Source organism: Enterococcus sp. AZ191 (genome assembly GCF_051713845.1).
GTDB classification, from domain to species: domain Bacteria; phylum Bacillota; class Bacilli; order Lactobacillales; family Enterococcaceae; genus Enterococcus_B; species Enterococcus_B durans.
In genome coordinates, this window is sequence record NZ_JBIOQS010000001.1 from 2,158,444 (window position 1) to 2,172,843 (window position 14,400).

Annotated in this window: 11 protein-coding genes; 1 reads left to right on the top strand and 10 read right to left on the bottom strand. The window is 38.4% G+C overall.

What is annotated here, in order from left to right:
- Window positions 1-12: 12 nt before the first annotated feature.
- From IGI47_RS10430 to IGI47_RS10475, 10 genes are all read right to left on the bottom strand, one after another.
- On the bottom strand, window positions 13-957 hold the full coding sequence (locus IGI47_RS10430; RefSeq protein WP_438784160.1) for an LCP family glycopolymer transferase: 945 nt from the start codon (window positions 955-957) through the stop codon (window positions 13-15).
- 33 nt (window positions 958-990) lie between these two features.
- Entirely contained in the window at window positions 991-1,770 is a 780-nt protein-coding gene (locus tag IGI47_RS10435; protein WP_438784161.1) for a hypothetical protein, read from the bottom strand.
- Window positions 1,771-2,514: 744 nt separating this feature from the next.
- Window positions 2,515-4,590: a glycine--tRNA ligase subunit beta gene (gene glyS, locus IGI47_RS10440; protein WP_438784163.1), complete on the bottom strand. Its 2,076-nt coding sequence runs from the start codon at window positions 4,588-4,590 to the stop codon at window positions 2,515-2,517.
- A gap of 1 nt (window position 4,591) precedes the next feature.
- Entirely contained in the window at window positions 4,592-5,509 is a 918-nt protein-coding gene (gene glyQ / locus IGI47_RS10445) for a glycine--tRNA ligase subunit alpha (RefSeq protein ID WP_005880314.1), read from the bottom strand.
- 360 nt (window positions 5,510-5,869) lie between these two features.
- Window positions 5,870-6,682 (bottom strand): DNA repair protein RecO, encoded by an 813-nt coding sequence (gene recO / locus IGI47_RS10450; protein WP_311929385.1) that lies wholly within the window; start codon window positions 6,680-6,682, stop codon window positions 5,870-5,872.
- Window positions 6,683-7,101: 419 nt separating this feature from the next.
- The gene (era, locus tag IGI47_RS10455) at window positions 7,102-8,001 is read right to left on the bottom strand and encodes a GTPase Era (protein ID WP_438784165.1); all 900 of its coding nucleotides are present in this window, start codon (window positions 7,999-8,001) and stop codon (window positions 7,102-7,104) included.
- A gap of 15 nt (window positions 8,002-8,016) precedes the next feature.
- Window positions 8,017-8,421 (bottom strand): diacylglycerol kinase family protein, encoded by a 405-nt coding sequence (locus IGI47_RS10460; RefSeq protein ID WP_311929659.1) that lies wholly within the window; start codon window positions 8,419-8,421, stop codon window positions 8,017-8,019.
- Complete coding sequence (gene ybeY, locus IGI47_RS10465) at window positions 8,405-8,881, bottom strand: rRNA maturation RNase YbeY (RefSeq protein ID WP_438784166.1); 477 nt, start codon at window positions 8,879-8,881, stop codon at window positions 8,405-8,407. The genes IGI47_RS10460 and ybeY overlap by 17 nt, the downstream gene beginning before the upstream one ends.
- A 21-nt stretch (window positions 8,882-8,902) precedes the next feature.
- Entirely contained in the window at window positions 8,903-11,104 is a 2,202-nt protein-coding gene (locus IGI47_RS10470) for an HD family phosphohydrolase (protein WP_311929389.1), read from the bottom strand.
- Window positions 11,105-11,123: 19 nt separating this feature from the next.
- The gene (locus IGI47_RS10475) at window positions 11,124-12,095 is read right to left on the bottom strand and encodes a PhoH family protein (RefSeq protein WP_438784167.1); all 972 of its coding nucleotides are present in this window, start codon (window positions 12,093-12,095) and stop codon (window positions 11,124-11,126) included.
- 713 nt (window positions 12,096-12,808) lie between these two features.
- Here IGI47_RS10475 and brnQ point away from each other — a divergent pair.
- Window positions 12,809-14,188, top strand: coding sequence for a branched-chain amino acid transport system II carrier protein (brnQ, locus tag IGI47_RS10480; protein WP_438784168.1), 1,380 nt, complete (start codon window positions 12,809-12,811; stop codon window positions 14,186-14,188).
- Window positions 14,189-14,400: the final 212 nt, after the last annotated feature.

Genomic DNA, 14,400 nt, shown 5'->3' on the forward strand with positions numbered 1-14,400 from the left:
TTCTCCACTTTCCTATTTATTCTCTAGATTCATTTGGTCTTTCAACTCTTTTTTTACACGATCAAGTTCTTGATCACTGACTTTTTGGTAAGAGATGTCATTTTGCATAAAGCTTTCTCCTTGTAGCTGATCTTGTTTGATCGTACTAAATGCATCCCGATAATCTAAAGCAATTTTTTTCATTTCATCAAAACTCATGTCTGTTTTCATATTAGACTCCAGAGTATTCAAAACGGGTTGATAGTTGCTTACACCGTTCAGACTCAACACTTTTTTCGCTACACCTTCTACGATCTTTCTTTGGCGCCCTTGTCTGCCGTAATCACCATTTGGATCTTCATAGCGCATACGCGAATAAGAGAGTGCCTGATCCCCGTCCAATGTGATTTTGCCAATTGTAAAATCATAGCCATCTTGTGAGAAAGTGAAATCATTATTTACTTCGACACCACCAACAGCATCAACGAGTTCTTTTAAACCTTTCATATTGATAGAGACATAATGATCAATTGGAATGCCCACATATTTTTGTACCGTATCCATTGCCATGGCAGCTCCCCCGAATGCGTAAGCGTGGTTGATTTTGTCTTTTGTGTCATGTCCTACGATATCGACATACGTGTCTCGAGGGATACTGACGATTGTTGTCTTCCTGTCTTCAGGACTGACTGTGACAACCATCATCGTGTCTGATCGTCCTTGATCGACCCTACCTAGATCTCCAGTGTCGATTCCCATCAATAAGACAGAAAAAGATTCTTGTTTATCCAGATCAACTGGTTTTGTTCTTTCATCTTGCGTTCGTTCCACTGATTCGTAAGTTTTCTCAATAGAGTGTGAGAGATCCAGGTATAATTTTGCTCCTACTCCCACGATTGCTAATACTAACACGATAAGAATTGCTAAAATAATTAGAAATATTTTTTTTCCTCTTGATTTTTTTCTTCGTTTTGCCATAGTTTCCTCCGTTTGATAGCATTACTATAATTATTAATAATTTATATTGCTATAGTTCACTTTCTGAGCAATAGTTTGTGCTTTTGTTGCGTATGTTGCTCTTAATTTTTCATTCCGGATTTCCTCTATTTGGCTGAGAGCTGTCAAATATTGATTATAAGTCGAGGTATCGATTACTTGACCATCCGTCATCATCGTATTGAATAACTGATCTAATTGTGTAACTTGCGCGATCTGACTATCAGCAAAGCTTAGATATTGTATAACTACTGTTTTCCAAGGCGTATCTTCAAAAAAGCTCATATTTTCACGTACATGAGCAACAGCTTCACTTGGCAACTGCTCTTTTATAATGACATCATCCTCAGCTTGTTGCCAGTTTGTTACATTTTTAGTAAATAATCCATTGATAGCTGTTTGGATTTTCAATTTTGATTCTGCATCAACTAGCTGTGCCTTGGCTGCTTCCTTCTTCTCTACTACCTTAGCAGCTTCCTTAGGTAGCTCTGATTCTTTGATGTCATAATCATCAGCTGATATTTTTATAGAGGACAGTTTACTTGACAAACTCGATAATGTTTCTTCTGTTATTTCTGGACTTAGAAAAATTCTTTTTTGTGTATCATATAGCTTATCTATTTCTTTTGACAAAGATTCTACGTTATCTTTTTGAATCGGGATAGAAATTTCTGCGTAATCAATCCGTTGCTGATGTTGGCGCTGAATATTGATATAGTATCCAATCAAGCAGATACCAATAGTACCTAGGCCTATCACTACAGTAACCAGTGACTTCATGAATGGCGCTTTCATAGATTCACTCCTAAATATTATTATAGATAAATAAAGATGTGACTTATTCACATCAACATGAGAGCTTTTTTATTTACAATCACAAATAAACTAATATATTAATAGAACTATTTGTAAAAAGTTGCCCTTATATAATCATACCACAACTTGTTTTTTTGAGTAGGGAAATTCGAAATTCTAAATTAAATAACACAAAAATAATAGTACTCTAAACTGATTTCATTTCTATTTTTTCATTTTAATAAGTATTTAAAAAAATTAAGTAAAAAATAAAATAACTAGAATTATCAATGATAAAAATATTACATCTATTAACAATCAGAAAAGAAATGCTCTATACCTTTTGATGTTGCTACCATTAAGGAACGTCTTTTTATGATTCAAAATTATAGAAAAGACACCTTAAAATCCTTTAGCATTAATTTGACGAACCAATTCAAAAGGGGATTCAAGATGTCTCATACCCAGCTAACTCAAGATACCCTATTCCCTATTTCAAAGAGAATTGTTTGACCAAAGAAATATATAAGAAACAAATTTGCTTGATTTATAAAAAGATTTTTAGCTATCGGAAGCCCTTTCAACAAGATAGACAGAACAGAAAGATATTTTCCTTCTTTCTGTTCTGTCCAAATTATTCTAAGATTTCTCATCACCAACATCATTTGACAATGAGACAAAATAAATTCCATGGCTTTAGTTTGATTCTTATGACTGGATTCCTCCAACTCATTGTCTAAAAATCTATTTCGTGATGATTTGATCTAAACTTGCTAATGACAATGCCATCTCAGCAATTTGTTGCAATTGTGCTAAGCGATTGTTACGTACAGCTGGATCTTCGACCATTACCATCGTTTGATCGAAATATGCCTCGATCAATGGTCGTAATGCCACAAGCTGATTGTAATTTTCATCAAGGCTTTGATCTGGTAATTGCGCTTTTACTTGATTGACTGCTTCATATAACTCTTTTTCTGCTTCGTTTTCAAAGAGAGTTGGATCAATTTCTTTTGCAGTGTCGTCTTCGAGTTTCTTCGCTAGATTGACCACACGAGTCAAAGCTTCCATTGATGGTTTAAAGTCTTCATCTTCCAATCGTTCTTTGAATAATTGAGCTGCAGCAAAAGCTTTTGTCAAATCTTTCTGTTCTGCATTCAAAACAGCATCGATGATATCATGACGTACTTTTTTCGTTGTCAACAATTGACGCAAGCGTCCTTTTACGAAATCAATGACTTCTTTTTGACCCTCAGATAATTCAATGCCAAAACGAGTAGTGTCTTGATTGATTTCTTGATTGATCGCATGTTGTAAGTTGACCAATGGGAATGCCCAATTTTTCGCCTCAATAATCCGAACGACTCCGTAAGCTTGACGACGCAATGCATAGGGATCATTTGAACCACTTGGGATCATACCAACAGTGAAGAAAGAGAAGATACTGTCTAGCTTATCAGCGATTGCTAATACTGCACCGATAGCTGATTCTGGAAGCTCTCCTTCACTTGAAGTCGGCATATAGTGTTCTTTGATAGCACGAGCAACTGCTGTTTTTTCACCATTTAGTCGGGCATACTTTTCACCCATGATTCCTTGAAGTTCTGGAAATTCGCCCACCATATTGGTTACCAAGTCAAACTTGTAGATCTCAGCAGCACGTTGTAAATCAGCTAATTCTTCTGTAGAAAGACCAACTGACTCACCTAAAATACGTGCAATTACTTGGACACGTTGCATTTTTTCATAGATACTGCCGATTTTTTCATGGAACGTTACAGATTTCAATTTTTCGACATACTGATCAATGGACATTTTTTTGTCTTCATTATAGAAGAATTCTGCGTCTTCTAATCGAGCGGTCAGCACTTTTTGATTTCCTCGGATCACGTTGTCTAATTTTACATGATCACCATTACGTGCTGAGATGAAGTGGGGCAATAGTAGACCTTCTTCATTTCTTACTTCAAAGTAGCGTTGGTGTTCTTTCATTGACGTCACTAACACTTCTTCTGGCACAGACAAGTATTTTTCTTCGAAATCACCTGCAAAGACAGTTGGATATTCGACTAGATTATTGACTTCTTCCAAAAGAGTGGCATCTAGATCAATGGCCCAGTTATTTTTTTGTGCAAGTTCTTCTGCTTGTTCAACGATCATTTGTTGTCTTTTTTGCGGTGCAGCAATCACGAACTGCTCTTGTAATTTTTCTTCATATTCCTTCGCATGGACGAAAGTCACATCTTCTCCTAGGAAACGGTGTCCACGTGAGCGACGGTCAGTTTGTACATCCAAAACCTCAAAGGGGATCACTTCATCGTCTAATAAAGCAACGATCCAATGAATCGGACGGATATATTCAAAATCAAAATCAGCCCAGTGCATCGTTACTGGGAATGTCAAACTTTTGACTACTTCAGCAAGACCTGTCAATACTTCTTTTGCTGGTTTCCCATGCGTATATTTTGTCACATAGACATATTCGACACCTTTTAGTTCTCTAAAAGTGATATCGTCAGTTGTCAGTCCTTGTCCACGAACAAACCCTTGTGCTGCTTTTGACCAATTTCCTTCAGCATCTAGAGCGATTTTTTTCGCAGGACCTTTGACTTCCTCTTCGCTATCTTCTTGGCGTTCTGGAATATTCGTTACTTTGATTGCCAATCGTCTTGGCGTTGAGAATGTTTCAATCGAATCATACGTTAATTGGTGTTCATCCAAAAATATTGCTGTTTTTTGTTCCAACTGTTTCATACTTGGTGTCACTACATGGGCAGGCATTTCTTCCAAACCAATTTCCAATAATAGATCTTTTGCCATCTTATTCAGCCTCCTTGTTGTTTTTCGGATCTGCTGTATTTTTATTCAATAATGGGAATCCAAGTTTTTCTCGTTCTGCCACGAAAATCTTTGCTACTGCTTTTGCCATGTTGCGAATTCGAGAAAGATAGCCAGCACGTTCAGTCACAGATACTGCGCCGCGTGCATCCAACAAGTTGAAGGTATGGCTGCATTTCAAGATATAATCATAGGCAGGATGAACAAGATTTTCATCGATACACCGTTTTGCTTCTTTTTCAAAACGATCGAAATTACTTAGTAACAATTCTTGGTCGCTCACTTCAAATGAATATTTAGAATGTTCATATTCTGGTTGTTTGAAGATCTCACCGTATTTTACTCCATCAGACCACTCTAGATCGTAGACACTTTCTACTTCTTGGATGTAAGATGCTAAGCGTTCCAAACCATAAGTGATTTCTGACGTAACTGGTTTACATGGTAACCCGCCGACTTGCTGGAAATACGTGAATTGAGTGATTTCCATGCCGTCTAACCAAACTTCCCAACCAACACCGGCACAGCCCATCGAAGGGTTTTCCCAGTTGTCTTCAACAAAACGGATGTCGTGTTCTAAAGGATCGACTCCTAATAAACGCAAACTTTCAAGATATAGTTCCTGAATATTTTCTGGTGATGGTTTCATGACTACTTGGAATTGATGATGTTGGTAAAGACGATTCGGATTTTCACCATAACGGCCATCTGCTGGTCGACGTGATGGTTCAACATATGCTGCGTTCCAAGGTTCTGGTCCGATAGCACGTAAGAAGGTGTAGGGACTCATTGTTCCCGCCCCTTTTTCTGTATCGTACGCTTGCATCAACATACAGCCATTTGATGACCAAAATTTTTGCAACGTTAAGATCATGTCTTGCACTGATAATTTTTTACTCATATCTTTTGCTCCTTCCAATTAAAAAACGTTTTATGAGAAAATCAGAATAACAAAAAAAGCCCCTATGCTTGTCTAAACAAACATAGGGACGAATAGTTTCGCGGTTCCACCCTACTTCCGAAAAAATCGGCAGCTTCATTGATCCTACTCCCAAGTGCCCCTTCAAAAACCGCCAGCGTTCGGCTTACACCCTCCCGAACTCGCTTGTGCTACGTATTTCTTACTGTGCTTGATCATCGTACTTATCTATTAAGAGTTCACATAATAAAAAGCTTTAAATCACATTCTCATTCATCTAGCTTCAATAATAGACGGTATACCGTCCTTTTGTCAAATAGTTTTGAGCCATCTTTGAAAATTCTAGTCATTTTTTTCATTTTCGGCAGTTGGTTTATCCTCTTTTTCAGGGACTTTCAATACATGTTCCCAAGATTTCATTTGATCAATAAATTTTTTGCTTTTCAAATGGATTCCTACGTATTCTTCATACAACTGATCAATCAGCTGGCGAATCGCTTGTTTTGTTTCTTCCTTCAAGCTGATCCCATTGATCTTGTCATAGGAGATTGCCGAAAACATTCGTACAAAATAAACAGATCTCGGATCTGCATGGTAGCGATGGTGATCCATATCCCAGTGTTTTACACAGATCACGCCCCCATATTTTGACGAGTAATCAAATTTTCCTTGGGTTTCTCCACAAACCACACAATGTGTCCAAATCGGAGCAATCCCAAAACGTTGTAACAACTGAACCTCAAAAATATTCGTGATGATTTCCGCATCATCGCCTTGATCCATCCGATCCAATGCTAATTGGGTAAAATGGAATAGGTGAGGATCATATTGATGATCTTCAATTGCAGCATCAACTAAATTCAGCAAATACGTGCCATAGCCACTTAAAAAGATATCTTCTTGGATATGTCGAAAAGCATGAACATCTTTGACACTTGTAATGAAAGAAAGTCCTTCATTTTTAAAGGTACCGATATAGGTTGCTTCAGTAAAGGGCAGAAGTGCTGGAGCTAACGGCTGATTTTGCCGGTTGATCCCTTTTACGTAAAACATCATTTTCCCAGCAGATTCCGTAAAGATCTTCACTAATTTATCTTTTTCTTTATAGTTTCTACTGGATAAGATGATGCCTTTTGACTCTGCAAGTTGACTCATGGTAGCACCCCTTTCACATCTGAGTTTCTTGTATATTGAACGGACAGCTATTACTAGCGACCATCATTAAGTAAATCATGTTTAGAGGAGTGTGGGGCAAAACTAAAAATCAGGTTTTCCACAGACTCTCGAATAAACGGCGGCCAAAAGTCTGGTTTTTCGGAAATTTCAAAAAGAGGCTGGGACAGAAGTGTTTAACTCCGAGAAATAAGAAGAAATTAACGGAAATTGCTTTTCAAATTTTTGTGAATTTCGGCTTATTTCCGAAGGAGTTGCTTCTGCTCCCGCCGTTTATTCGTTTTTAAAGCATGAGACAAAAGTGTTTCTTACTTTTGTCCCACTCTCTTTTCTCTCCAATTTCTCAAACCTAAACGACTTTTGTCTCGACCTCCTCTTTATCCATTGATGAACGAACCGATTTAATACTCGTCCTTACGGTACCCAAAATCTTGCAAGTAGACTTGTTTGTCACGCCAATCTTTTTGGACTTTTACCCACAATTCAAGGTATACTTTATCGCCTAAAAGATTTTCAATATCTTTTCTGGCTTTCGTGCCGATCTGTTTCAGCATCTTACCGCCTTTACCGATAATGATCCCTTTTTGACTGTCACGTTCCACAATGATCGTTGCTTGGATCTGTACCTTGTCATTCTCATTTCGTTTCATCAAGTCGATCACAACAGCGACTGAATGTGGGACTTCATCTCTAGTTAAGACTAATACTTTTTCTCGGATCAATTCTGAAACAATAAAGTATTCTGGATGATCTGTTACTTGGTCATCAGGGAAGTATTGAGGACCTTCAGGCATTTCGTCAACCAGAACCTCCATCAAACGTTCTACGTTGTTTCCTTCAGTAGCGGAAATTGGTATCACTTGTGCAAATTCCATCTGTGTCGAATAATCTTCGATGATGCCTAACAACTCATCTGGATGAACTTTGTCGATTTTATTGATGACTAGGTACACTGGTGAATGAACATTTTTTAAACGTTCGATAATGAAGTCATCTCCGCGTCCGCGCTTCTGATCCGCACTGATCATAAATAACACAGCATCTACTTCTCTTAACGCACTGTAAGCTGCTTCAACCATGAAATCGCCTAAGCGGTATTTTGGTTTGTGGATACCAGGTGTGTCGATAAATATCAGCTGCGCCTCTGGTGTCGTATAGACTCCCTGGATTTTATTTCTGGTCGTTTGTGCTTTGTCACTCATGATCGCAATTTTTTGACCAACGATCCGATTTAATAGCGTTGATTTCCCAACATTTGGGCGCCCAACGATTGCTACAAATCCTGATTTATGTTCTGTCATAATTTTCTCCTTTAATTAAAAAAACAATTGATAGATTTTAGGGACAAATAAGATAAGTCCAACGATCACGGCAAAGCAAGCTGTTACAAGAACCGCACCAGCTGCCATATCCTTGATCTTTTTCCCAATGGGATGGAAATGAAAGTCAGTGAACATATCGACAACATTTTCAAAAACTGTGTTGATGATCTCAACGATCCACACTAAAAACACGGCTAGAAGTAACCATAACCATTCACTGATACTTAGCTGAAAAACGATCCCCATAAGTAACGCGAACAAACCGAATACCACATGTTTTTTCATGTTGCGCTCTTCATCAAATACAGTTTTGACGCCTTGAAGCGCAAACTCTACTGACATCAAAAAGTGTTTATTCTTTTCAACATTTTTTTCTATATTCTTATCTTTTAAGTCCATACGCATCCAATATCTCTTTCTGTAAGCCAAACATCTCTTTCTCATCTTCTGGCGTAATATGGTCATAGCCGTTGATATGCAAGAAACCATGTACCGCCAAAAATCCTAGTTCCCGATCGTACGAATGCCCGTATTCTTCTGCTTGTTCAGCTGCTCGCTCGATTGAGATCATGATATCTCCCAGTACTCGTGGCATCGGATTATCCCCATCTTCAAAGATCACAGGAATTTCATCTTCCCCTTCTTCTTCCAACGCAAAACTGATGACATCTGTGGGTGCATCTTTCCCACGATATACGCGATTGATTTCTTGGATTGCGGCATTATCCATAAAAGTAACAGACATTTCTGTTTCCTCTGGCAAATTCAAGTGTGAGGCAGCAAATTGAAGCAGATCCTCAATTTCTTTGATTTTTTCTTCTGAAACTTTTTCTGTTTCATCCATAAATGTAATGTCCATTATTATCGCTTCTTTCCCTTACTAATCTTCTGTTTTTTCGACTTCTTCTTTCATTTTTTCCGCTTCTGATTTCATTTTAGGATACTTGATTCTTGAATGGAAGGTACTACTCAAACCACTGATCAATGATTTTTCAACTTTGCGAATTTCTTTCAGTGTTAATCCACTATCATCAAGCTGTCCATCAGAAATACGTTCTTCGATCAAATTATGAACAAACTGTTCGATTTTTTCTCCTGTAGGATGATCCATCGCACGAACAGCTGCTTCACAGCTATCGGCAATGTTGACGATCCCTGCTTCTCTTGTTTGTGGTTTTGGACCTGGGTAACGGAATTGCTCTTCCGACACTTCTGGATTCCGTTCTTTTGCTTTGATATAAAAATATTTCATTAACGTAGTCCCGTGATGCTGACGACAAATATCGATCACCATCTGTGGCATCTCATACTCTTCTAAAATTTTAGCGCCATCAGTTACATGACCAAAAATGATTTGTTTGCTATCCTCTGGTAATAGAAAATTATGAGGATTTTCTGCACCTGATGGTAAATTTTCCACAAAGAAACTGGCATGTTTGATTTTGCCGATATCATGATAATAGCAGGCTACTCGCGTCAATAAAGAACGACCGCCGATATCAGCGACTGCATTTGCACTTAGGTTAGCGACCATCATACTATGATGATATGTACCTGGTGCTTCTTCTAACAACTGCTTCAGTAACGGATGATTTGGATTACTCAATTCATTTAGTACGATGACGCTATCGTCATTGACCATCAATTCAATATATGGATGTAAGCCCATCGTCAACAGATAGGACAGCAACGTACCCATAAATCCGCATACCAGCATCAACCATGTGGTACCATCGTTAAAACTCATACCTTGATAAATGATCAATACAATATCCATCAGTAGTGGAAAGATAATCACCCAGATCATGGCTGAAACCCATTGTTCAGAAACCCGTTGCCGTTTTAAGACAGTTGCTAACAGCCCGCTAAACAAATAGGACATCAATATCGCTGTCAAAAAGTTCGTCCCGATCGAATCATAATAGATGAACAAAGCAGTAACTGTTTGGAACAAAGCCGCAATGATCCCTGAACGCCGATTCAAGAAAACATTCAACACTAAAGGTGCAAACGCCGCAGGATAAAATAGCGGGATATAAGCTGCTTGCTCGGTTTGGAACAATTGGAAAAATTTCATTAATAGAACACTGAGGGACATCACCGTCACATAAAAAAGAACATATTCCGTTCTTTTGGCTGCTTCATGATACTGCATCGAGTTATAGAATAATACAGCAATTTGCAAAAGAACAGCTAAAATCATCGCAACTAATGGAAAAATCGATGTCGTTTGATTTGTCAGACCTAAAAGTTCAAGTTTTTTCATTGCTGCCGAATCGATTTGGTTTCCTTCACGGACAATGATTTCTCCTTGGTAGATCATGACTGGCTGAACTGCTTCTCTAGCTGCTTGTTTCAACTCTTCAGTTTTCTTTTCATTCAGCACGTCATTTACAACGATTCCTTGATCCACTAGATAATGGATCATTTGTTGCTGATCGGTAGAAACATTCAAGTACTGGATCTGATCCTCTGCCTCTTGTTTGAAGGCTTCTAAGTCACTTTCTCGTACTTGTTTACTCATTTGTTCATCGATCAGTTTTAAACTTTCATCGCGAACTTCATTGATCTGACTTTCTGTCATCCCAAATATTTTTGTGTAGAAATTAGTCGGTAGCTTCTGGAAGAATGCCACATTTTCTGCATTCACACTTTCAAAATTTTTCTTTAGGGCAGCGATCCGTTCATCGATCGTAGGCTTTGGTACGTTTTCGTTATCTTTTGATTTTTCTACGTTGTCTTTATATGTTTTGTCAATGGAATCATTCGTTTTTTCGATCAAATCAAACAGTTGGTTGATCCGGTTATTCTGATCATCGACTAGATCCTGTTGATACGTATACTCTGGCGTAACAGCTTCTGCTGCTAATTTTCGCTTTTGTTCCGTTTCTTCCGTATTTTCGATGGTTTTATTCGCCCGGATACTCTCCTCAGCTACTTGACCTTCTTTAAAATCATTTGCCTTTTGCTTTACACTACTGAAAGTGACCCCACAGATGATGATGAAAAACAAAAACAACAAGAAAGGCATTGCAGCCTTTCCCAGTTTTGCTTGTAATTGTTGTAGTATCTTGTTCAACATATGCTTATCCTCCTAAGCCCTACTCTTGATGAAGATCTGCTTTTTCATAAGCTTTGATGATTTCTGCTACAACAGGGTGACGAACAACATCACTTGCTTCAAAATTGACAAATGCAATTTTCTTGATTTGCTTCAATGTTCGTTCAGCATGAACAAGCCCACTTTGTGTACCTCTCGGCAAATCGATTTGGCTTGTGTCACCGTTGATGATCATTTTAGACTGATAGCCTAAACGGGTCAAAAACATCTTCATTTGTGCCACTGTCGTATTCTGCGCTTCATCTAAAATTACAAATGCGTCATCTAATGTTCGCCCACGCATATAGGCTAACGGAGCTATTTCGATAACTCCACGCTCCATCAACCGATTCGTATGATCCAATCCAAAGATCTGATAAAGCGCATCGTATACTGGACGCAGATAGGGATCTACTTTTTCCTTTAAATCTCCAGGTAGAAAGCCTAGATTCTCACCTGCTTCGACTGCTGGACGAGTCAAAATGATTTTTTGGACCTCGCCTTTTTTCAACGCTGCTATCGCTAGCACGACCGCAAGAAATGTTTTCCCTGTTCCGGCTGGTCCTACGCCAAACACGATATCATGTTTAGCGACCGCTTCAACGTATTTCTTTTGGCCACTATTTTTCACTCTAATCGGTTTTCCATTGCGGTCCTTGACGATTTCTTCTTCATACATTTCTACAAAATAACCTAAGGTCCCTTTTTGACCCATTTTTAAAGCAGTCACTACATCAGGTGTGCTGATATGGATCCCTCGTTTGATCAACTCTTGTAACGTACGGATCACTTCAGCGGCTAATGAGAGACCTGGCTCTTCTCCAATGATTTGGATCATTTCTCCTCTTGTATGGATAGTGCTCTCGGTCATTTCCTCGATCAATTTTATATGTTTATCATGTGCACCTAAAAGCATACTGACATCATCAGTAGCAGTTAATCTAATCTCTAAAGAACTGGACGCTTCTGTCAAAAATAGACATCTCCTTTATTTCAAATCATTCTTTCCTATTTTACCATATCCGAGAAAAACTATATAGCAAATAAAAAGGAAACTGCCCAAAGCCTTCTATTTCTTAACTTCTTGGGATATCTCAGGAAAAATAACAATCCCCTACTCAGATATTCAGCATAAAAATATTACGTTGTCCCTTTTCCCATTCGAGGCTGGGACAGAAGTGTTTCTTACTTTTGTCTCACGCTCCTCACACAAAAACATCTTATTTTGAAAATCAAAAAAATAGTTTATTCGTAAATTTAATCTTGCTTTTTAAAATAAGTGATAGTATCATAGCTTCAATAAATTAGATAACACATAAAACGTAGAGGAAAACAGTAGCAACTCAAGTATTTATTCCCAGTGAGTCATGTAAGTGAAAAATGACAATAAATCGAGTGAGCGAATATCATTTCCGAGTCGATGTCGAAAACGTAGAGCATCGTGGCTGCCACCATTATCAGGCTAGCGGATAACTTTTACAAAAAAGCGTCCGTGAAAATAGACAGCTTATTCAAGCTAAAAAAGGTGGTACCGTTCTAGTTATTTAGAGCCCTTTTCCCAAGTGGAAAAGGGCTCTTTTTTATTTTCTTTCAAGGTGGTGGTTCCCATGGAAACTGACATTAGTGAGATTCGAAGCACAAAACAAACATTCATTTATCTATTTTTTATTATCGGAGGAATTATTAATGAACAAAGCAAAAACTTATTCTTGGAAACAACTTCTAGTCGTCAGTTCTCTCATCTTCGGCATGTTTTTTGGATCAGGTAATCTGATTTTCCCAGTCCACCTTGGTCAACTTGCAGGTCAAAACTGGTTGAATGCCAGTGTCGGCTTTGCTATTTCTGGTGCATTATTCCCACTTCTAGCGATTCTGGCAGTCGTAGTGACGAACAGCGATGGCTTATATGATCTAGCCAAACCAGTCGGCAAATGGTACGCTGCTTTATTTCTTGTACTTGTCCATCTAACGATCGGTCCTTTTTTTGGTACACCTCGTACTGCCGCTACTGCTTTTGAAATGGCCGCAAAACCATTTCTTCCAGAAAAATTCACTACGATCGACATGCTCGTGTTCTCTGCGTTATTCTTCTTATGTGCCTATTTATTGACCGTTCATCCTACACGCCTCGTTAAATATGTAGGAAAATATTTAAACACAATCTTTCTCGTCTTATTAGCAGTCATTTTTTTCGTTGCCTTCATCCATCCTATGGGTGGCCTCCATCAAGCTGCCGATACTGCTTATCAATCGAACGCTTTAACAAATGGTGTCCTAGAAGGCTACAATACAGTCGATGCTGTTGCTTTACTCGCGCTAAGTGTTACCTTTGTACACGCTGTTCGTGATTTGGGATTAAAAAATAGACAGGTAACCTTGCTGACTGCCAAAGCAGGTACTCTTAGTGTTACATTTGAAGTAGTCATCTATTTTGGACTTGTCCTTTTAGGGGCGATGAGCTTAAACAAGTTAACATTATCCGAAAACAGAGGTACAGCTCTTTCACAAATCGTTCAATACTATTTAGGAAACTTTGGTGCTGTCTTTTTAGGAGTCATGGTCACTTTAGGCGTATTTACTACCGCGATGGGATTAGTCGTTTCTTTTACCCAAGATTTCCATAAACTATTTCCTAAGGTCAGCTACCTTACTTGGTTACGTCTCACTACATTTGTTTCCTTTGTTGTAGCTAATGCTGGATTAGACAATATCATCCAATGGTCTTTACCTGTATTGATGCTCCTTTATCCACTTTCTCTTGCATTGATCTTACTATCATTGACCGCCAGATTTTTCCAAAGAAATCCAGTCATCTATCAAGTGACGATGCTCTTTACAGCTGTACCAGCTATTCTAGATATGTTCGCCAATTCTCCTGCACTAGTCAGACAGCAATCTGTTGTTGCTGCTCTACTGGCTTTCTATCATCATCATGTACCACTAGCTTCACTTGGATTAGGTTGGGTCGTTCCTACCTTATTGGGTTATCTAATCAGTCAATTAGGTTATTACGGTTACCAAGCGCTAAAGATGAAGACTAAAGAGAATGAACAAGTAAATAATTGATTGGACTATCTACAAAGAGATCGAGACAAAAGTCGTTTAAGTTTGAGAAATTGGAGAGAAAAAAGGTCGGGACAGAAGTGTTTCTTACTTCTATCCCAGCCTCTTTTTTGATATTTCCAAAAAACCTGACTTTCGGACGCCGCTTATTCAAGAATCTGTAGCAAAACTCATTTTTTAGATTTGTCCTACATTCTTTTTCGGTCCAAGTAAAA